Here is a 21,373-nt window from a genome sequence, read left to right as displayed (position 1 = left end):
TAAGTGTTTCATCTTACGATAAAACACTAACAAATAAATGAACGCATCCGGGCATTTATTGAACGCATGGAGGTACAATGAAAAAGAATATGAGAATAATTTTATTCAACGTTAACTACTTCTAACCAACTATTATCATCAGGCCTTGATGAAATTCCTATCCCCCGGAAAGCCAACGCTGACTTATTATCCAATACTTTGATTAGTGAATGCTATGGAATGCTGACCAATGGAGTCACTCACCATTCAGATTCTTAGCTTCATCTTCCATTCCAGGAAGGCCAAATGTTTTAACCTTAAATCCTGGTTTATGAAAGCAAAATTCTATCTTACTTTCATCATTGCAAGTTCACTTTTCACCTCTGTTCTTTTCGCTCAAACTGATCGTTCCGGATTAGTTTCTTTATCAACACCTTCATCATCACGTAACGCTCCGGCCACCGCAACGGATGACTGGTTCACCAACGCATCTGCGTGGATCAGGGATTTCGAGTATGATTTCCGGCCTGCCGGTCTTACATCTTTCAGGGCAATAAGTCCTGGTTACAAGGCGGGATATCTTATCCAGCCTGACGGCTATACTGCTTATCCGATGCGCGCTGACAATACTGAACCCAACTGGGAAGTAAAGTTCAGTCTGCAATCTGTAGGACGCGATAAGGCAGCATTCCGGTTTAAAGAACCTGTATCAACTGAAAATGGCAGCGAGGGTCTTGTTCAGCATTTCCGGTTTGCCGATGTAGAATACCGGAATAATGAAAAGGGCTTGCGTCAGAATTTTATTATCTATGAAAATCCGGGAGGGAAGGGGCATCTCCGCCTTCGACTGTCCCTTCAATCCCAATTAACAGCAAAGCTGGTCAATCAGCAAAGCCTTGTTTTCGCGGATAAAGCAACAGGAGCTACCCGGCTTATATATGAAGAATTGAAAGTCTGGGATGCGAATCATCAGGTACTGGATGCACACATGGAGCTTGATGAAAAAGGAAAAGCGTTTTCGATCATAGTGAATGATGAGAACGCTGTTTATCCTGTTACGATCGATCCTTTGAATAAAACAACTGATTGGTCAACTTCCGCCAACGGCCTTCTTCCCGGAGTCTTGAATACGCTTGCATTGCAGGTAAATACATTGTATGGATACAATGTAACAGGACTTGGTGATATCAATAATGACGGGTTTGAGGATGTGGCTGTTGGTGCGCCCGGTATGGCCGATGTATTAAGCGGTTCCGGCTCTATTCTCAGTGTTGGTGCTGTATTTATCTACCTCGGATCGGCAACCGGTCTCGCTACCACGCCTGCACATACTTTACAACCAACTGCAGCACTTCTCGCTTCTGGTCTTTTCGGCTTTAGCGTGGCTGCAGGTGATGTGACCGGGGATGGACTACCTGACATCATAGTCGGAGCTCCATTGGAAAGTGTAAGTCTTACATTCCCGATCTTTGGAGCCATTACAGGTCGTGTCGGAAGGGTGCATGTATATAATGCAACAAATATTTCCGGACCTCATCCCACTACTTCTGTGGACATCACGCTTAGCACAGGAGAATTGTCAAACACCTCTATTACGGTCAACGCGCTGCTTGGTTTTTCTGTAGGCGTTACGGGTGATATGAACGGGGACGGAAAAGGAGAGATCGTTGCGGGAGCGCCTACTTTTGCGAGACTGTCCGGTTTGGCGAATGTTAAGACCGGTGGCGCTTTTGTTTACCTCAGTAATCCGACTAATACTTTCACAACACGGGTTTCGCTCAATCCTCCGACTGGTAGTCTGCTCGGTCTGAGTGGCGCATTACAATCCATCATCGTTCCGCTTCTTGGTCAAACGGTCTGGGACGCTACTGCATTGCTTTTAGGTACCGTGTTGGACGGACAGGTGTCAGGCCTGCTGTTTGGCTATAGCGTTGAAGGAGCAGGAGCGTATACGAGTGATGCGATCCCTGACGTAGTGGTGGGCGCGCCTGCAGGTGTGAGCCTGGCCGTTCTCACGGGAGGAATCGGCGGACTGAGTACTGATGTGGCAAATATCCTGTCTGGCCAGGTGCTTGGCGGATCTGCCTATGTATTTGCAGGTACGGGAAATGCAGCAGGCGTTAATACCGGTCCTGCCGCCCGTCTCCAGGCAAGCACAACGGGGCTTTTGGGCAGCGCAGCCAATCTCTTTGGTTACTCCCTGAGAGGTGTGAGAGATAATGCTAATGCACGTACAGGCAATATCCTCGTTGGCGCTCCATCGTCGAGCGTACTGAGCAATGTTGTAGGAGCATTGCAGCTTAAAGCCGGAACAGTGAGTGTATTTGCAAAACAAACAGGTCCGATCACAAACCCGGTGGGGCCGTTGCAAACATTGACTTCTCCACGTCAGTCATCCGTTCTGAGCCTTCTGACAGGACAACCGTTAAACCTTTCCCTCATGTTCGGCGCCAGCATGGATAATATGAGAGATATCAATTGTGATACATATCCTGACATTATCGTCGGAGAGCCTCTTACAACCAATGTACCGCTTATAGGTGCGAATGTGACCGGTGGTGCCGCATATATATTGCTTGGCCGGCCCGACGGAACCTACCAGCAAACCCCGGTGCACTGGACTTTGACTACAACCGTGTCTCCGTTGTTAGGTATCAATGAAACAGCATTATTGGGCTTTAGCGTGGCAGGTGCGAAAACCTGGGGTACAGGGGTCGCGCCGGCACAGGCAACACGGGCTATAGTCGGCGGACCAGCCAACTCCCTTGACTTTGGTGTTGGATTGCTCAACCTCGGCAATACCGTTGGTACGCTGTTGGGTTTTGCGGCGGATGCAAACGGCCTCGGTAAAGCATACTCATTCAACGGCAATCTCTGCGGTATTGTGCTGCCTGCAACAATGGTCAGCTTCAACGGGAAAAAAGAGGGTGCGAGAGTATTGCTCGACTGGTTGACCGTCGATGAACAACGCCTCAGCCATTATGAAGTGGAACGCAGCTTTGATGGTGTTACATTCACAAAGATTGCGGAGGTAACGGCAAAAGATCAGCAACGCAACAATTACCTGTTCCCCGACGAGAAGCCGGTTTTTGGAAACAACTATTACCGGTTGAAAGTAATGGATGACGATGGTAAATATGTTTATTCCAACACAGTTGTGGTGAAGTTCGATCAGAAGAGTATGGGTCTTGTAACAATAGCTCCAAACCCTGCTCAGCAACAGGTAAGTATCAGGTTGACAGGTTTCGAAAAAGGAGAGTATACTTTACGTTTGTTCAATACAGCTGGTATTTTGTTTGAAACAAGAAAAATAAATCTCCGGGAGCATCAGCAAACGGAAGTGATGAACCGAAACCGGAACATTGTGCCTGGCGTGTATATGGTCACCCTGCACGATGAGAATAACAACAAACTCAGTACGGTTCGGTTGATCTTCAATGAGCAATGATGAGTGAGTTCCAGGGTTAAAACGGGGTCGCCTTAAGGCGACCCTTTTTTTTGCATACCTGTCAATGCGAAAATGCCAGACCTCAATACGCGTCAACTTAAAGATGCCTGGTGTATAAGTAACGCGGCGGAGCGATACGCGGCGGACGCAGCGAAAACAGCCATAGAGCATCTTGTATTTTCGCCGCGCTCTCCGCGTATCTCCGCGTATCTCCGCCGCGTTCCTTCGGGGCCGCTAACTAGACGACATTGAATTTCAATCGTGGGCTACAGTATGAGACAGTAAATTCCTCGACTCCTCCCAAAGTTTGGGTAACGATTAGGCGTCGTTGGGGAGTGTTGTAGTTTGGGACTTTTCATTCTTTACCTGACCGGCAGCTGAAGTGCATGAGCATAAAAAAAGGGCTGGATAGAAATCCTGCCCCGTTTAAAATCCAATATCCTATGAAAAACCAGTACAAGGATACGAAGCTGTTTTGGTTTGCACAACAGTTACTGAGCCGATGGGGTATAAAATTGAGTGAAAAGGTTAAAAAACGGGATGAACCGGTGTTTTTTAACTGTGTTTTGTTAGCCGGTTTGCCCCGTGGATAACCGGGTGTTTCCCGGTTATTTCTTTTTCTCAAGGATACTAAGCAGTTTAGGTCTGAGCAAACTTAACCCTCTCGCTTTTTGTGCTCTTACTGTATACGGCGAAATAAGGAGGGAGGAGGCCACCTCATCGATATTTTTATCTTCTATATACAGCAATTCAAATACCTGCCGGCATCTGTTTGGCAGGGTTTGTATCGCATTGTGAATGGTTGTCCGGATCTCCTCGTGGATCATTGGCAATAATTCCGTTGTTGCGGCGGTCAATTCCTGCAATGTTTCCAGTCTTGGCGCTTTTTGTTTTTGTTGTGTCCATTTAAATGCGTCTCTGCGTGCAATGGTGAAGAGATACGCTCTGATATCCTCAGATGAGTGAAACTGCAAACGGTATTTCCAGGTTTTTAAGAACGCTTCTGATGCGATCTCTTCGGCTGTAACAGGATCGTTGATCAGCGAGCAGATATACTGGCATAGTGGTACATACCACGCATTGAAGAGATAGGTCATGCCGGCAGGCATACCCTGACGGAAAGCTGACGCAGATCTTTCTATCTCCTGCTGAAGGGAAACAGGTTTCATGGGGATTATTTTATGAAATGATAAATGACAGGATGGAAAGGCGTAGACTCGTTGTTAGGTTCGTGGGGATTCCTGCCGGGGACTTTCTGTTTTGTCGGAGTAAGATGTTATGATGACCCTGTGTGAAGGTAATCATTTTTACATCTGGTATCTGATCGCATATCAGTTAATTTTAAAAATCCTTGTTCTTTTCCGGTTCAATGGAGATCAAGGAAAAACAATACATATTACTGAAGTGGGGATTGGCTTTAAAACTGATTGTTGAGAAGAATAAAACGCTGGTGTTGCATAAAAAAGAGCAGGGGATCAAGGATAAAAACATCATCAATAGTTTTGGGCGTCTTGAGGCTGCTTCCGGTATTCCCAAAGCGACACTGGTAAATATTTCTCTTGGAAGAAAGAATGCAGCGTCGAGTACCTGGACTGCTATTCTTGAAGCATTGGATTTGTCAATGGTCGACTTTGGTCATGTATTCGATTCCATTAACGATAAAGATATTCTACGGTATAAAGAAGGATTGGAGTCTGCCCGCAAAGAGCGCGCCCGCGCAAAAAATGCAAAAAAGAAGAGAACGTCGGGATAAACCTCAACAGATGCTGCATTTAGTCAGCAGGATCTCCATCAGCATCTTGTCTGGTGCTGATAAATGAAACGCTATTCAGTTTTAAGACTTCGTACAGGGTTAGCAATGGCTGCTTTGACAGTCTGATAGCTGACGGTTGCAATAGCGATGAGGATCACCAGCAATGCAGCCGTTGCAATTACCCACCAGTTGATAGATGTGCGATATGCATAATTGCTCAACCAGTGATCCATTCCCCACCAGGCCAGCGGTGATGCAATAAGAATAGCCAGCACGATCGGCTGAAAAAAGTCTTTCGATAGGAGTGCCGTAATTCTTGTTACGGATGCTCCGAGTACTTTGCGTACACCTATTTCTTTTATGCGACTTTCTGCCAGGCAGGCAGCCAGCGCAAACAGTCCAAGACAGGAAATGAACACCGTCAGCCCCGCAAAGAAAGCGGCAAGTGTGCCAATGACCTTTTCTGTTGCGAACTTGGCTTCGTATGCTTCATCCGCAAAAAAATGTTCGAATGGATAGTCCGGGTTATATTTCCTGAATATGCCTGCGATCGAAGCAAGGTTTTCATCTGTTCCCCGTTCTTCATTCAACCGGAAAGAGATCGCTCCGAAATTATCTGTATCTCCATGGATCACGGCCGGCATAAATGCCTGGTATGGCATATCAGGAATGAAATTTTGTACAACCCCAACCACTTCAAGTTCCTTCTTTCCCTGTCTGATCTTTTTCCCTACCGCATTTGCGCTGATGCCCATCATTTTGGCGGCAGCCTGGTTTATCAATACCGATGATGTATCTGCCGGGTGTTTTTCAGTGTCGAGATCGCGACCCTGTAATAACTGAAGTCCCATTGCTGAAACATAGTTGCGGTCGGCCGTGAACCGCATTACCACGTGCCGTTCTCCGGGCGGGTTCCCATCCCAATCGTAATCGTCACCATTGGACCATACATCGGTGATGGGACAATTCGATCTGGTAATATCGGTGATCGCATTGCTGGCAAGCAATTCTTCCCGGATAGCCGGATAGTTCTGTTTCATCCTGCCTTTCATGTACATATAAGCGAGGTTATTGCCACGATAACCCCTGTCTCTTTCCTGTGTATGTTTGATCTGCCTGTAAATAACGATCGTACAGATGATCATCACAATGGCGAAAGTGAACTGCAGTGTCACCAGCATTTTTCTTGGTGTGACAAATACGCGGATCCTTTTAAAATGTCCTTTTAATACTTTGACCGGTTGATAAGAGGAAAGATAAAAAGCCGGATAGATACCCGCGAGGATCCCTGTAACGATCATGAACAGGATAGCGGCGATCCAGAATTGATAGTTGCCAAAAGGGACAGAGAGCCGGTCATCTATCAGGTAATTGAACGCAAGCAGGGCGGGGTAGAGCAGGATCAGCGCGATAGCTCCTGCAAAGAAAGATACAAGTACAGACTCTCCAAGGAACTGTGTGATCAGCGATCCTCTGCCAGCGCCCACTACTTTCCGGATGCCCACTTCACGCGCCCGTTTCTGACTGCGCGCTGTCGACATATTGACGTAATTGATGCATGCGATCAATAGAATGAATCCGGCAATAATGCAGAACATGCGGACGAGAATGATCTCCCCTCCATCGTTGATGCCATTATGAAAACCGGAACGCAGGTGCCATTTTGTAAGCGGGTGAACGAATAATTCATTTTCAGAATCACTCACCTGTTTCTTTACGACGTTTGCAAATAGTTTGTTAGCAGTGGCTTCATCAATGCCGGGTTTCATCAGCACGACGGTACGGACATTGTTATTTTTCCAGTTGTTATCGTCCCACCCAACCCTTTTCATATAACTCCACGGTATCACATAGTTAAAGTCAAGTGATGAGTTGATCGGCGGATCTTTCATGACACCGGTAACGGTGAAGAAGTCGGTACTGTCAATTCTTACCGTATGGCCAAGCACATTTGTATTTCCGAAAAGTTTTTTTGCCATCGTTTCTGTGAGGACGATGGAGTATTCAGATTGCAGGGCGGTTTTGGGATCACCTTTCAAAAAGGGGAAATCGAAGACATTGAAAAATCCAGGGTCGGTCAGATAGCCGGGTTCCTGGTACTGCTGGCTTCCGGCATGTAACACGAACAAGGCCACCCAGTTCAATCTCACAGCCGTTTCCACCTGGGGGTAGTTTTGTTCCAGTACAGCGGCCAGTGGTTTGGGCGTCGCACCCCACACTACTACATTCTCTTCAAATTTAGCCCGGTTCATTATGTGATAGACCCGTTCTTTTTTAGAATGGAACTGGTCAAAGCTAAGCTCCTTGAAACTCCATAGCAATATTACCACAGCACTGACCATGCCCAGTGCGAGGCCGGCTATATTGATGGCGGAGAAACTTTTGCTGCGCACAAGGTTCCGCCAGGCTACCACCGCATAATTGCGGATAATGCTTTTATTGAAGCCTGGTGCCGGATGTTTATGCGGATGAACAGGTACTGATGGACGGGCAGGTGCTTTTGCTGAAGCGATCTCGTTCTGCTCTTCAGTGGCCTGCTCCAGGATCCGGTTGAACGCGTCATCATTCTTCAACTCTCTGACGGGAGAAGAGTTGTTCCAGAACTCCGTCATCAATTGTAGTTGCATATCCATTGATGGATCATTCGCAACCAGGTCATGCAATTCCTGCAATTCTGCTTCAGAAGCTTCACGCGCCATTTTACGGGCGTATAATTGCCATATCCTGTCCTGGTTATCCATCAATCAAAATCTGCGTCTGTTAAGTAGGGTAAAAATAAGTAAAACACCTTTCGGATTTCCAACCGTTTATGGATTATGCCAATCTGTGGAAAAAATGCAGGTTATGCTGGTTTTTCTTGAAAATTTTAAAAACCAATGGGTCAGGTGTCAGTCATGCGCGGATGGTGATTACCCGCACTGCCTGGCAATGAGCAGCTGCCTGCATCATGATCTTTCATAGAAACATCTCTTCTTATTTTCAATGAAGGTTTCACGGAGTGCGATGAGATGTTTATGCTGTGATCCTGCGGGAGTGTGGGTAAGCTCATTACATTGCGATGAATCTGATCAAGTTTAGTGTATGAGCATCTTGGTTTTTTCGTTTTCTCATGTGAAGCACCGGGGGAAGTTTCCACTTCCCCTTTTTATATGAAACGACGAATGGATCAGAAATGCGGAGAGTTGTTTTTGTTCGTGCCTTCAGAATACTATTTCACGTCGCCAATAGTACGGTTGCTGTTTAGTTGATTGAAATTACAATACCATTCTGTTATCTTGTTTTATCAATGCGCCCCGATTATCCAGGTAAATATTTTAATGATCAACGTAGCTGCTACGTATGCCTGCTGCTGGCACTGACCTGTAGTAACCTGCTTTTTGCATAATCCGGATCGCCTCCCTGTAATAGCCGCATACCTTATTACTTATCCTAAACTATTCATCATGCAACAAAGTTTTTTTATTCATTTAAAGAAGAAATATGTCCGTATAAGTATTGATGAGATACGATATGTGCTTTCGCTGGATCATCATGTGAAGATTGTAACAGATCATGGTATTTACATTCCTTTCCTTACCATCAAACAGTTGGAGAAAATATTACGCCCGGATCAGTTCTGCCGTGTTAACCGTTCAACACTCGTAGCGTTGAACAGGATCATTTCATTTGACAGGCAAACGGTTACTTTGCGTGATGGTGTATTCTCCTTCAGCGATAAATACAGGAAGCTGATGGAAGCCAGGATCCGGATGTTATGGAATGCCGATCATACGGTGACCAGTGATGCGGATGAGCCGGTTGCCGGTAATGCCGGCGGGTTTATCGATTTCAGTGGAACCAGTACAGTATGTAAAATAGCCTGACGATCGCGTCAGGCTATTTTACATACTGTCAGGAATGTCTTTTATCAGAAACGTATGCCAACGGTAAGTCCGGCACGCAGGCCTAACCATCCGCCGGTGACTTTTACATCCGCTCCCCTTGAGGTCACGGTGATCTGTTTATCCGCAATGGGTACTTCAACATCTTCCAACGCCTGGCGCAGGCTATTCTGCTCCTGCTGTGACAATACCCGGTCTGTTATGCCTGAAAAATTTCCATTCACCGTACCATAATGAGGGCCCAGTATCCACCAGTCCAGCGCTACACTTTTCCCGAGAAACCACTGAGCACCAAGTTGAATGCCCCCTGTATGAGATGACTGGTCTCCGCTTATAACAATGGACTCGGTGGTGTTGCCATGATCATATTCGAACACAAGGTCCTCCGATTTGAATTTTGCATAACGATAGAACGGCGCGATATAGAAGCCTTTTCCATAACCCTCGCCCAGGTAGAACCGGAACTCCGGCGTTATGGCAATATTGCTTAACCTGAGGTTGTCTATAACCTGGTTGGTATACGGATCATTATCGGTTACATCCCGGAAAAAACCTTTGAACGGGACACTGGAGGTTGGCATGGTTCGAAAGGACAAAGCCACGCTTGTCTTCCTGGTCAAAATGCGTTCATACTGCAGGGAATAGTTTTTTACAAAAAGACCTGTCAGGTTCACTTTCAGCAGGTTTTTCTTAATATTCCCGTTGTCAGCGGTGCTTGTGCTGCTCCCCTCACCGCCGGTTGTTTGCTGGGCATGCAGCTGGTGGGAAAGGCCGGTGATAACAGCAAGAGAAAGGACAATGAAAAAACGTTTCATACTTCTGTTTGGTTTCGGACAACAATATATTAATTAGTTGTTTCCCTTTATTGGTATAAATACGTGTTATACCTATAAAACGGGACAGAAATTGATAAAAATTTCAGAGATGATCCGCCACTCTTCTTAACCAAATAAATGCCAGTTTTATTGTGTAAGAGTACGGATAACACGATCGTCTCAAAAAAGCTGATTTTCTTTTCTCTTTTTTTTGCTTGAACTACCTTTGCGGGATGATAGATTTTTCTGGCATCCGGCTGATCGCAGCGGACATGGACGGGACCCTTCTGAACAGCAAACACGAGTATGATAAAGGATTTCCCGCCCTCTATGATCACTTAAAAACAAAAGGGGTATTCTTCGCCCCGGCGAGTGGGCGGCAATTGTATAATCTTCAGAATACGTTTGGTGAGCTTGGCTCCGATATGATTTTTATCGCAGAGAATGGCAGCCATGTGCAATACCAGGGACGCGATCTGTTTGTTCAGTCCTTGCCAATGGATCAAGTGCCGGAGCTGATCCGTATGGCACGGGGAATAACCGGCGTAAACATTATTCTTTGTGGCAAGAAACAGGCGTACCTGGAAAGCCGCGAGCCGGAGTTCCTCCGCCATGTTGAAATGTATTATGATCGCAGGGTGTTCGTTGATGATCTGCTGGCTGTTGAAGAAGATGATTTCCTTAAGATCGCTATTTGTGATCTGAGTGGAGCTGAAGCGAACAGTTATCCTGTGTTCAGGCACCTGGAAGGAGAATTGCAGGTAAAGGTTTCCGGTAAGATCTGGCTTGATCTGTCGCATCAGCTTGCCAATAAAGGCCGCGCGTTGCAGGCTGTTCAGCAGCAGCTGAATATTTCTGTGGAGGAATGCATGGCATTCGGTGATTATTTGAATGACGTGGAAATGATGAAGCAGGCTTATTTCAGTTACGCGATGACTAATGCGCATCCGGAAGTGAAAAAGGCTGCGCGTTTTGAAACAAGGTCCAATGAAGAGAATGGCGTTGGAGAGGTCATGCAGAAAGTGGCGGAAGCTATCGACCGGATCCGGTAAGTTGTGTGGAAGGGATGGTAACGGTAATTGTTGTACCGCGGCCGGGACTTGAATAAATATCCAGCTCGCCGCCGATCATGATCGCGCGCTCTTTCATCCCGAGCAGTCCGAGTGTTTTGCGTTGTCCATCCGGGTCGAAGCCCTCACCGTCGTCAGTGATGGTCAGTTTCAGGGAAGAATTACTGAGCTTAAGTGTCGCTTTTATCTGATGCGCGCCGGCATGCCTGGCGATATTGGTAAGGGATTCCTGGAAGATGCGGAATACTCCCGTTCCGATCAATGGAGCAATGGCGATCTCCTGCATTTCGCTTTGAAAAATGGTGCGTATGCTGTAGCGTCTTTCAAATTCCTGGCTATGCCATTCAAGAGCGGCGATCAGCCCAAGGTCATCGAGGAGGCTGGGGCGTAGTTCCGCAGAAAGCTTTCTTACAAATTTGATGGCTTCATCACTTGTAGCCTCCATTGTATCCAGTCTTGTCAGGATCTTTGGATCAACCGGCTGTCCCATCTTTCGCTTAACAGATATCACATCCATTTTGAATCCTGTCAGGAGCTGCCCGAGTTCATCATGCATTTCCCTTGCTATGTGGATACGTTCTTCTTCGCGTATGTTTTGCAGGTGGGCTGAGAGCTCCCGGAGCTGGTCGTTCATTAGTCCTGTTTCCTGTACCTGTTTTTCCAGATCGGCATGGGCTTCTCTGATCTTGCCGGACATGGCATTGAATGCGCGTGCGAGCTTGCCCATTTCGTCCCTTCGTTCTACCGGTACGATCGCAGTATAGTCACCATCTGCGAGTGCAGAGGAAGCTGCCGTCAGGTCTTTCAAAGGCCGGGTAAGATTGCGGCTCAGCAGCCATGCCAGGAAACTTCCGATAGCGGTAAACAGCATTCCGGCAACAATAAGCCAGTTCATGAACCGATTTGGGGCCGTTAATAAACTTGCCTGTGTAAATTCGATCATGATCATCCATGGGGTATGCTGGATGGTCCGGATGGCACCGATCGCAGGTCCCTTGCCATTCTCAAAATCGTGTACGCCGGTTGATCTGTCTGCGAGGCCTCTCGGGGCATCAACCGGGGAAACAAGATCTGACCATACGGAGCCGTCAAGGTTGGCAACATATAATATCGCGCCGGAACCGAGCAGCTGTGAAAGTTGTTGCACACCTTCCTGGGTGGTGGACAATTTTCGCCAGCGGAGCAGATAGCCCACCGTTTCCCGGCCTTCTTTCACCTTATGCAACACGGGGAAATAGATCCGGTTGTGCTGCTGGTGAAGTTTGCCGATCACACCTGCATCCGGAACAGCTGTTTCCAGCAGACCCGGATCACCGGGCATTTTTTCTCCGAGGCTGTCCCTGACTATATGTAATACCGGCCTCTTATGTGTGTCATACAGCGTTGCGCTGATATTCGCGCTATCCGTTCTGAGTGCTTCCAGTTTCCGGATAGCCGCTTCACGATACCCTGCTTTTCCGGTAATAAGATAGGCCCGCAGTTCTTCCTGGTTTGCTGCCTGCCGGGCTGTTTGTAAGAAGTTCTGGAATGTTTGCCCGAATAAAGAGCTTAATTGCATACTTAAAGATGACAACCGCTCACGGCCGGCTTGAAGATAAGATCTTCTGACAGTGATATACGAACTGATGCTGAACACAAGAATGATACAGAGCAGTAAAATACAGATCAGCAATGGCAGGCGCTGCTGAAGGGAAAGTCCGCGCACAGGGATCCGGCTGAACTTGTATTTTCTTTTTTTTGTGGTCATACACCCGTTGGTCAGAAGTGAACGGCTAAAGTAACTTTTATTTGATCAATAACGATGCCGCGAACAAGACTTACCGGTATGTTGTATGAGGGGAGCGTTTTGGGGTATGGGGGCGGAGGGAGGGGGGTGGAAGTTTAATAGTTTAAAAGTTTAAAAGTTTAATAGTTTGATAGTTTAGGTAACCGCTAAACATTGAAACCGTTAGACGTTGAAACTCTTAAACTCTTAAACTATTAAACTATTAAACCTTTAAACCTTTCCCCACCGCTCTCACACCCTCTTCAGCCAGTCGATCACATAATCTGCATTCTCTTTCCAGACAGGGAGGTTGACTACGTAGTGGTTGCGGCCGGGGAATTCTTTGTATTCGAGTATGGAACCGTTGTCTTTTTTGTATCTCTTGTAGTTACGATAATTAAGATGTGGGGGAATGATATGGTCGTTGCTTCCTGAAGTCATCAGGTATGGTGCATGTGGTTTGTTGTAATCGACCGCAGCAGCCCTGGTAAGACCTCCGCGCGCCACTGTTTTTGATTCAGGAATTGTGCTGATGTCGTAAGCATGTTGCTGTTCCGGTAAGGACATGCCGTTCACGAAAGCGTATTGCCAGGTCTTAAAGGACATCAGGTAGGTCTTTTTGACCGAAGTGAATAATCCAAGCGATCTCCAGCCCGCTTTCAGGAAAGAAAATTCATAAGGGAATACGCCAAGGGTTGGGACGGAATGAAGCGTAACGGCGGCGGCGGCCAAACCGCGGTTAAGCAATACCTGTGTGATCAGGCCGCCAAGGGAATGCCCGATGATGATCGGTTTTTCCGGGAAACTCCTGGCAATACTGGCGTAGTGGTCAATCAGTTGGGATAAGGTCAGTGTCGCAAGCGCGATATCATTCGGCTGACGGCTTCTCAGCTCTCCGGCATAACCGTCTTTGTGCGGCCATGGAGGATTAATGGCATTATAACCTTTGCTGTTGAAGTAAGCCACCCATTCATCCCAGCTGTGATGGGTCACAAACGCTCCGGTGATAAACAGCACGTTCCTGGTTGTAATTGTAGACATGATCATTTTAGTTTAAGGGGTAAATCAATGCTGACAAATTTATCCGTAGTATGAACGCGGGGCAATGCACAGAACGCGTTCGATGATGTCTATACCCTGTTTCGAAATGGTATAAACCGTGCTGGGATTTCTGCGATTGCTTTTGTATTTTATGTCCTGATCTGTTAATAAACCGCCTGTTATATGAAAAAGATCCTCCTTCTCCTGCAATTATTTTTTTGCTCCGTGATGGCTGCATTTGCTCAAACAGAGCCAATTCAGCAGGTCCGCGATAGTGTACTCACTGAAGGTAAGCGGTTGTTCCGCTCTGAAATGGCATCCTGGCACGGTACAGATCTGTTCCTTGAAAAGTTTAAAGACCGTGAAAAGATCGGCGGCTATTTCTCCTATGAGGATGCTGCCGGCGCCGCCTGTATTTTCTTTTCCACAGAAGAGTCTCCAAAGGTGATCGGCACTATGCGATTTGATACATCGTTTAACCTGTCAAAAGCAACCGCTGACCTGAAGGTGAGAGAATTTACCGTACTCGAGAAACAGTATTACCAGCTCAGGAATGCAGCCTACGCATCGATACAGGGTGATACGATGATCAGGCAATACAAGAACACGAACCTTAACCTGATACCGCTGATATACGGCGATCACCGGAAAGTTTATATACTGACAGCTACTACCAGGAATGATCTGCTGCTCTTTGGGAACGATTACCTGCTTGAGTTTGACGCAAACTTCAGGGCAACCGCGAAAAGACGTTTGCACGGCAGTCTGATAGAATCTCCTTACGGGCAAAAAGATAAAGATGGCAACCAGGTTGTTGGCGCGATGCACTCTCACCTTCCTTTGTATGGTGATGTGATCACGCCGACTGATCTCTGCACGCTCATGTTATACCAGCGCTTTACCGGCTGGGGGCAATATATGGTCGTGGGGCGGAAATATATGTCGATCTGGACTGCAGCCGATAATAATCTGGCAGTGATCCCCGTGCCGGAAAAATAGATTCTATGCACGGCATGACCGCCTGGTTACTTTGATGGTTTGTATAACCATTTGGATGTGCAGGGCAAGATCCCCGTTACACTTTTGCGGATGACCGAGTGTTATTTTTATAATGATAATCATTCGGGTTGGGCCGTCTTGCGGGAAATCCATTTAAATAAAGAATCGTAATTTGCTGGCTCAATTATCAACCATGTCTGACCTCAACCTCAATATACCTCACAATCTTTCTTCAGAAGAAGCACTGACCCGTATCAAGAAACTGCTGACCAACCTACGGGAGGAGCACAAAGACCTGATCGATGGTGCACAGGAGCAATGGGAAGGCAATAGCGGCAAGTTCGGTTTTTCTGTGAAGGGATTTGATCTTGGAGGCGTGATCGATGTAAATCCTTCTTCTGTTGACATCAATGCAAAGCTTCCATTTGCGGTTTCTTTTTTCAAGGGTAAGATCGCACAGGTAATTACTGATAAGGCGAAAGAGTTGCTGGCTTAGGACAATAGCATTTTTGTCTGCGATCTGATCTCCAAAAAATGGTTAATTTGATTGCTGTAAAAATGCTGTTATGAAAAAACTGATTGCGCCTTTATTGCTGCTGATGGTCATCGGCAGTTTCTCTTTTAAAAAGTCAGGGTTAGTTTCCGGGATGGATGATCCGATCGTACGAACGGCCAATGGCTCCCTTCAGGGGGTGGTCGAAAAGAGCGGTGTGATCTCATTCAAGGGGATCCCTTTTGGTGCACCGCCGGTTGGCGAACTGAGATGGCGTGAACCGCAGCCGGTAAAGAACTGGGAAGGCCTGCGCAAGGCTGATCATTTTGGTCCGAGGGCGATGCAGACCGCAGTCTTCGGTGATATGGGCTTTCGCTCAGATGGAATGAGCGAAGACTGCCTTTATCTTAATGTATGGACTCCTTCTGCTAAAAGCAAAAAGCTGTTACCCGTACTGGTCTATTTCTATGGAGGCGGATTTGTAGCCGGAGATGGTTCGGAAAGCCGCTACGATGGAGAAAGCATGGCAAAGCACGGGATCGTTGCGCTAACGGTCAATTACCGTCTCGGCGTTTTTGGCTTTATGGCCCATCCTGAACTGACTAAAGAATCTCCCTACAAAGCTTCCGGCAACTACGGGCTGCTTGACCAGGCAGCTGCCTTGAAATGGGTGAAGGAGAATATTGCCATGTTTGGTGGTGATCCGTCGCGCGTTACGATTGCCGGTGAATCTGCTGGTTCTATATCTGTGAGTGCGCTGATGGCATCGCCGCTCTCGAAGAAGCTGATCAGTGCGGCTATTGGAGAAAGTGGTTCAATCCTGGGCACGCTGTCTGCTGCTCCGCTGGCGAAAGCGGAAGCCGCCGGAGTGGAGTTTGGTAAAGCTGCCGGGGCAAGTACCCTTGCGGAATTACGCGCAATACCTGCAGACAGGCTGCTGGCTGCTGCTGCAAAATTCAATCCTTTCCGTTTTCCGATCGCGATAGACGGTCATTTTTTCCCCGAAGATCCATTTGCCATCTATGCTGCGAATCAGCAGGCTCAGGTACCCTTGCTTGCGGGATGGAACAATGAAGAATCAAACTTCAGAGGCTTATTGGGTGCGGCAAAACCAACGAAAGAGAACTTTGAAGCAGCCGTTAAAAAGATCTATGGGGAAAAGGCCGATGAGGTGCTGAAGGTGTATCATGTGTCCAATGACGCAGAGGCGGAACAGGTCGCAACTGATCTTGCAGGTGACAGGTTCATCAGTTTCTCCACCTGGAAATGGATCGATCAGCAGGTGAAGAGCAATAAGCCTGTTTACCGTTACCTGTATTCGCATCCCAGGCCACCGATGCGCGAAGCTGGCTCGGCACCCGGATTAGCGGGTGGTGTAGTAAAGAGCAGCGGGCCTGTGCCGCCACCAGACAAAGGAGCCGTTCACTCTGCGGAAATCGAATACGCAATGGGAAACCTGGACGGGAACAAGGTATTCGCGTGGACGGCGGATGACTATGCCGTGTCCAAAACAATGCAGGCCTATTTTGTCAATTTCATTAAATCACATTCTCCTAATGGTAAAGGATTACCCGACTGGCCGGCGGTGACCACCGAGAAAGTTGTATTCATGAATATCAATGTTACCACAAAACCCGAGCAGGAGAGAAACAGGGAACGGTATCTTTTCCTTGAGAGGGAGGTGGGGAAGTGAGGGGGGAGAAGGTTTAAAAGTTTAAGAGTTTAAGAGTTTAAGAGTTTAATAGTTTAAGAGGTTCGATATACTCTCTGGACCTTAACCAGGCTACGAGAGCATTTGCAACCTTTGAAAAACTTATCAAACCTCTTAAACCTCTTAACCTCTTAAACTTTTAAACTCTTAAACTATTAAACTTTTAAACTCTTAACCTCTTAACCTTTTAAACTCTTAAACCTCTGCCCTTCCCATAAAAAAAGCCCCAACATCCGTTCGGGCTTCAATTTTGTCCTATATGACAGGCTGTATTAGCTTACGTTCTTACCTACGATCTTAGCGAGATCGAACATAGAGATCTGTGCTTTACCAGCAAACAGAGCTTTCAGTTTAGCGTCTGCATTGATCATACGCTTGTTCTTCTGATCCTGTAATTTGTTCTTTTTGATATAGTCCCAGATCTTTTTGATGATCTCAGTACGCGGAACTTCTTTGTTACCGATCACGTCAGCAAGAACTGCGCTTGGAGTGAGGGGTTTCATGAAAGCTGCGTTAGGTTTACGAGCTGATTTTTTCTTAGGAGCTGCTTTTTTTGGAGCTGCTTTCTTAGGAGCTGCTTTTTTAGGAGCCGCTTTTTTTGCTGCTTTTTTAGGAGCTGCCTTTTTAGGAGCTGCTTTTTTTGCTGCTTTTTTAGGAGCTGCTTTCTTCTTTGTAGCCATTGTGCTGAATTTAATGGTTGTTTAAAAATTAGGTTCTAAACCATAGCTAATATAAGCAATTGCTACAGATACAAACATCACCATCTTTCCCCGCGGGAACGAATTGTTTATAAGTTCTCCCTATGAAAAACACTGTTTTCATAGGGAGAATGACTTCTTTTATATATAAATTTCATTGATAGATCTGTTGAAACCCTTTACTGTAGCGGGTTGTATGCGTTTTGTTCTGTAGTATACCCTTTATTGTGCCGAAGCGTTCCGGAGTATTTTCTCCTATGAAAAAGCCCGAAAAAAATCTTGTTAAATGGGGATAACTGGTGTGGGAAAAAGCTGTTTTCAGAGGAGAAAACGGTTGTTTTCATAGGGGAGAATCGCTGTTTTTTTACAAGCAGACCGCTTTTTCATAGGGGAAAACAGGTATAATTACTGGTGCCAGATAGATTTTAGCAGGGAAAACCACGAAGATTTTCTATTTTAGTTGTAGATACAACTAAAATAGAAAATCTATGGCGGACCGCAACCTGGACGACAATATTGTTTATCTCATCTCATCGTTCTCCCATCATTTTACCCGGGCATTGGCGGCGGCTTTTCAGCGGAGTGCCCTGCCGATCACACCGGAGCAGTTTGCCATTCTTATGTTGCTGGCGCAGGAGGATGGGATCAATCAGCAGGAGATCAGCCGGCGGCTGGAAAGGGATAAGACAACGGTTACCAGGATGCTGACGAATCTGATAGAGCAAGGGCTGGTGCGTACCAGGAAAGATGCCGTTGATGGACGGGCGAGGATCGTGCATCTTACTGTTACCGGACGGAAGCTGCAGGAGGATGCTGTGAGTATTTCGGCTTCATTATATATACAGGCGCTGGAAGGGGTTTCCGGAAGGGAGATAGACCAGGCTATCAGTTTTTTACAACGCCTTAATGCGACGCTCAGGCAGATCCGTTAGTCTTGGCGATCCGGCGTATGTTTTACCATTGGAGCGGCTTATCATTGCATGGAATAAGGCTTCCACGAAGTGTTAAAACCTGTATCCGATCGTCAGGTAATTGATCGATCCTTCCTTCGAGAAGCCTTTTGAGAATTGTATCAGCACCAACTCTACGGGATTAACATATAAGCCCGCTCCATATCCATTATGCCATTCCGTGGAATGCTCTCCCGGTTGCCATATCCTTCCGATATCATCAAATCCGATCACGCCCACGGAGCCGGGGAGAAGGTAGGAGTTGAAGTTGAATAGCTTCAGCCTTAGTTCGAAGTTATTATAGAGCATTGTCTTACCTGAAAATCTCCAGGTATGAAAGCCGCGCAGTGTTTGCGGGCCACCAAGTTTCAATAACTGGAAATAGGCGGGATCCCCGACCGTTGTGCCGGCGCCGGTTCTATTGGCAAATATCAGCGTAGCGTGTTTGTCGGGATTGAGATAGAAACTGAATTCAGAACTGATCTGTCCGTAACTGTCTTTCTGCTTTCCCCATTGTTGCATTGCTGTTAACCTGGTATACCAGTGAATGCCTTGTGAAGGGAATGTTTTGTTCTGCCTTGTATCCAGTTCCGCCGCACCTGTTGCGCCAAGATAGAATCCTGAAGAGAACACATTTGCATCCGGATGCTGCTGGTCGAATTCCTTCAGGTATTTAAACTCATTGTTGACCGCCTTGCTGGTGTAATACTGCCCCGCAAGACCGCCGTTGATGGTGAAGTGACGGAGCGTCCTGCTGATCCGGATATCTGCCTCCACATAGTCGTAGCGGTTGCGGTAATACAGGATCTTTTTATCTCCTTTATTTTCAAACAGGCTTTCGTTGCCAATGCCAAAGAAGTTGCTGACATTATTCGGACCGTGTGAAACGATATTGATATTCAGATCATTTTTGCCGAATGCTTTTTTGTAGTCGGCCATGTAGGTAAACAGGAAGGATCTTCTGGCGAATGAATAATCCATCAGCAGCTGATGTTTGTACGCGTACGGTGTTCGGCGGAATCCGTGTCTGGTAAGTGCTGCGCCGAGGATCAGGCTGATGCCGATATCGGTATTATAATGTGCCAGTGTGACGGGCTCAAACCGGTCATACTGGAAACTGTTCGGCTCAAAGCTGTTGATGCTGCTGTCTGTGCCGGTGATGATCTTTGCGAGTTTGCGGGAGGGGAACCCGTTCAGCTTATCTGACCGGTCATAGATGTAAAGTTTTTTCCGGTGATTGGTGTTGCTGTCTATAATGAAGCGGTCTTCGCCTCCGCCTCCGATCATACGGATACGGATGGGGGAAGTGATCGGTGCATGTACATAGAACTCATCTTCTCCGTCAAAACCATAGAGCCTGATCTCTTTTGTAATTGCCGGATCAAAATTGCGATGGAAGATCCGGTCATTCCGGGTGCTGTCTTTTTTTTGTTTGTAGATGCTGACGCTGATCTGCTCACCGTCCTGTTTTATGTCAAAGTGTTCGCGTTTGCCGGAAGCTGTAATATCCACATAAACAGAGAGGAAACGATAATATTCCAATGCGGATCTGAGGAGGTTGTTTCTGCGGGCGATCATGATCCTGATCGTTTCTTCACCGGCGATCTGGTAAATGGAGGGAGGCATACGCCGGATCGCCTTTGTGATCAAGCTGTCTGATAATGTCTGTTGTACCAGTTTGATCTCGTTCTTCCAGTCTGACTCATCCAGTGATGTCAGGAAGTAACGGTCAAAATAGCGTGCATTGAAGTTCCAGCCTTTGATGTCCCTGATCTGTTCGCGATAGGGTTGAAATTTTGATTTCAGCCACTGATGGGAGACGATCCAGGGGAATACGCCGGAGGTCTGATAGTATACCTGGTCACGATCACGCGGCACCGGGGCATACACTGTATTCTTACCTTCCTTTATCTTTTCCCATCTCCATTGATCTTCATGTCGGTCCCAGTCGCCCAGCAACATATCGAGCAGTCGCGCCCGCAGTACAAGACGCTGATCTACGCTTACATCATTGTCTTCCAGGAGTTTTTTCTGTAGTTGGGCTGTATTGTCTGTTTTACCGGATCCGGCGGGCTGCCTTTCTTCGAGCAGGAATATTTTTCCGGCAAATGTCTCATTATAGTTTCCGAGAGCAGTGTCTGTAGCTACGTAAACGATCTCGGGGTTGGAGTGGGGGATTCCGAGTGCTTCCGCAAGCGGCGGAACGGTGATCGCAGCGAATGGGTTGGCGGTGGCTACCTGGTCACGGAGAATATCACGTGCGATGGTCTCTTTCAATCTTGGGGGAAGTTGCCGTTCAGGATATTTCTGAACGCTTCGCAAAACCCATTCTTTTCCCGAATGATCGCGTAACCGGAGTGACCGGGTTTGTTGTCCGCCACCTTCCTGTTCGATCTGCAGTCCGCCTTTTTCGCGGTTGAGGTGTATGATCCTTACGGTGACGGGTGTAGCCCAGAGCTTACGATAATTTTCGCCGAGGAAGAACCGGTGCAGTCCGGATACGTTGTCATAATCCGGGGCTATGGTCACGGTTATACTGTCAGCGGATTGCTGCGCGCACAGTGGTTGCGCAAACAATATTGTGGCAAAGCAAAAGAGGTATGGCAGGAAGCAGCAACTGCTTCGCACTGTGCGCATCATTGTCAGGAGTGATTTTGTCTGTACAATATAGCATAAGTAATCTGTTTAATGCAAAGGCGCAATGTCTGGAACGGGGCATTAGTTGTATGGAACGCGAATGGCGGCAATGGTGGCTGGCCGATGCGATGCC

At 47.0% G+C, this 21,373-nt stretch carries 16 protein-coding genes; 9 read left to right on the top strand and 7 right to left on the bottom strand.

The genetic code is table 11. The features are described from left to right. Window positions 1–310: 310 nt before the first annotated feature. Complete coding sequence (locus tag LZZ85_RS14625) at window positions 311–3,427, top strand: FG-GAP-like repeat-containing protein (protein WP_237873400.1); 3,117 nt, start codon at window positions 311–313, stop codon at window positions 3,425–3,427. Between the two features lie 608 nt (window positions 3,428–4,035). On the opposite strand, the gene LZZ85_RS14620 is transcribed toward LZZ85_RS14625, so the two are convergent. Then, on the bottom strand, window positions 4,036–4,596 hold the full coding sequence (locus tag LZZ85_RS14620; RefSeq protein WP_237873398.1) for an RNA polymerase sigma factor: 561 nt from the start codon (window positions 4,594–4,596) through the stop codon (window positions 4,036–4,038). A gap of 200 nt (window positions 4,597–4,796) precedes the next feature. On the opposite strand from LZZ85_RS14620, the gene LZZ85_RS14615 reads away from it, so the two are divergent. After that, window positions 4,797–5,180, top strand: a complete 384-nt coding sequence (locus LZZ85_RS14615; protein WP_237873397.1) for a hypothetical protein — start codon at window positions 4,797–4,799, stop codon at window positions 5,178–5,180. Between the two features lie 71 nt (window positions 5,181–5,251). Here the strand turns inward: LZZ85_RS14615 and LZZ85_RS14610 are convergent, their stop codons facing one another. After that, on the bottom strand, window positions 5,252–7,921 hold the full coding sequence (locus LZZ85_RS14610; protein ID WP_237873395.1) for an ABC transporter permease: 2,670 nt from the start codon (window positions 7,919–7,921) through the stop codon (window positions 5,252–5,254). Window positions 7,922–8,623: 702 nt separating this feature from the next. On the opposite strand from LZZ85_RS14610, the gene LZZ85_RS14605 reads away from it, so the two are divergent. Beyond that, entirely contained in the window at window positions 8,624–9,043 is a 420-nt protein-coding gene (locus LZZ85_RS14605) for a LytR/AlgR family response regulator transcription factor (protein ID WP_237873393.1), read from the top strand. A gap of 44 nt (window positions 9,044–9,087) precedes the next feature. On the opposite strand, the gene LZZ85_RS14600 is transcribed toward LZZ85_RS14605, so the two are convergent. Beyond that, window positions 9,088–9,876, bottom strand: a complete 789-nt coding sequence (locus LZZ85_RS14600) for a DUF3575 domain-containing protein (RefSeq protein WP_237873391.1) — start codon at window positions 9,874–9,876, stop codon at window positions 9,088–9,090. Between the two features lie 233 nt (window positions 9,877–10,109). Between LZZ85_RS14600 and LZZ85_RS14595 the strand changes: the two genes are divergently transcribed. Further along, window positions 10,110–10,928: an HAD family hydrolase gene (locus LZZ85_RS14595; RefSeq protein ID WP_237873389.1), complete on the top strand. Its 819-nt coding sequence runs from the start codon at window positions 10,110–10,112 to the stop codon at window positions 10,926–10,928. Here LZZ85_RS14595 and LZZ85_RS14590 read toward each other — a convergent pair. Together LZZ85_RS14590 and LZZ85_RS14585 are read right to left on the bottom strand one after the other, a co-directional pair. Beyond that, window positions 10,909–12,693 carry a HAMP domain-containing sensor histidine kinase gene (locus tag LZZ85_RS14590; RefSeq protein WP_237873387.1) on the bottom strand — a complete coding sequence of 595 codons (1,785 nt, stop codon included), beginning with the start codon at window positions 12,691–12,693 and terminating at the stop codon, window positions 10,909–10,911. The genes LZZ85_RS14595 and LZZ85_RS14590 overlap by 20 nt on opposite strands. A 270-nt stretch (window positions 12,694–12,963) precedes the next feature. Then, window positions 12,964–13,752, bottom strand: coding sequence for an alpha/beta hydrolase (locus LZZ85_RS14585; protein ID WP_237873383.1), 789 nt, complete (start codon window positions 13,750–13,752; stop codon window positions 12,964–12,966). Window positions 13,753–13,935: 183 nt separating this feature from the next. Here LZZ85_RS14585 and LZZ85_RS14580 point away from each other — a divergent pair, with 183 nt between their 5' ends. The 3 genes from LZZ85_RS14580 to LZZ85_RS14570 all read left to right on the top strand — a co-directional run bounded on the left by LZZ85_RS14580 (window position 13,936) and on the right by LZZ85_RS14570 (window position 16,937). Next, window positions 13,936–14,751 carry a hypothetical protein gene (locus LZZ85_RS14580; protein WP_237873381.1) on the top strand — a complete coding sequence of 272 codons (816 nt, stop codon included), beginning with the start codon at window positions 13,936–13,938 and terminating at the stop codon, window positions 14,749–14,751. 193 nt (window positions 14,752–14,944) lie between these two features. Further along, on the top strand, window positions 14,945–15,247 hold the full coding sequence (locus tag LZZ85_RS14575; protein ID WP_237873379.1) for a polyhydroxyalkanoic acid system family protein: 303 nt from the start codon (window positions 14,945–14,947) through the stop codon (window positions 15,245–15,247). A gap of 70 nt (window positions 15,248–15,317) precedes the next feature. Continuing rightward, entirely contained in the window at window positions 15,318–16,937 is a 1,620-nt protein-coding gene (locus LZZ85_RS14570; protein WP_237873378.1) for a carboxylesterase/lipase family protein, read from the top strand. Between the two features lie 290 nt (window positions 16,938–17,227). Here the strand turns inward: LZZ85_RS14570 and LZZ85_RS14565 are convergent, their stop codons facing one another. Next, on the bottom strand, window positions 17,228–17,458 hold the full coding sequence (locus tag LZZ85_RS14565; RefSeq protein WP_237873376.1) for an SWIB/MDM2 domain-containing protein: 231 nt from the start codon (window positions 17,456–17,458) through the stop codon (window positions 17,228–17,230). Here LZZ85_RS14565 and LZZ85_RS14560 point away from each other — a divergent pair. Continuing rightward, window positions 17,457–17,660, top strand: coding sequence for a hypothetical protein (locus tag LZZ85_RS14560; RefSeq protein WP_237873375.1), 204 nt, complete (start codon window positions 17,457–17,459; stop codon window positions 17,658–17,660). The two genes, LZZ85_RS14565 and LZZ85_RS14560, sit on opposite strands and share 2 nt — an antisense overlap. A gap of 481 nt (window positions 17,661–18,141) precedes the next feature. Beyond that, window positions 18,142–18,585, top strand: coding sequence for a MarR family winged helix-turn-helix transcriptional regulator (locus LZZ85_RS14555; protein WP_237873373.1), 444 nt, complete (start codon window positions 18,142–18,144; stop codon window positions 18,583–18,585). Between the two features lie 72 nt (window positions 18,586–18,657). Here the strand turns inward: LZZ85_RS14555 and LZZ85_RS14550 are convergent, their stop codons facing one another. Continuing rightward, window positions 18,658–21,243 (bottom strand): BamA/TamA family outer membrane protein, encoded by a 2,586-nt coding sequence (locus LZZ85_RS14550; RefSeq protein ID WP_237873371.1) that lies wholly within the window; start codon window positions 21,241–21,243, stop codon window positions 18,658–18,660. Window positions 21,244–21,373 lie beyond the last annotated feature (130 nt).

The organism is Terrimonas ginsenosidimutans (assembly GCF_022012415.1).
GTDB classification, from domain to species: Bacteria; Bacteroidota; Bacteroidia; order Chitinophagales; family Chitinophagaceae; genus Terrimonas_A; species Terrimonas_A ginsenosidimutans.
The sequence above is the reverse complement of the archived record's forward strand: the minus strand, read 5'-3'. Positions and strand labels throughout refer to the sequence as shown.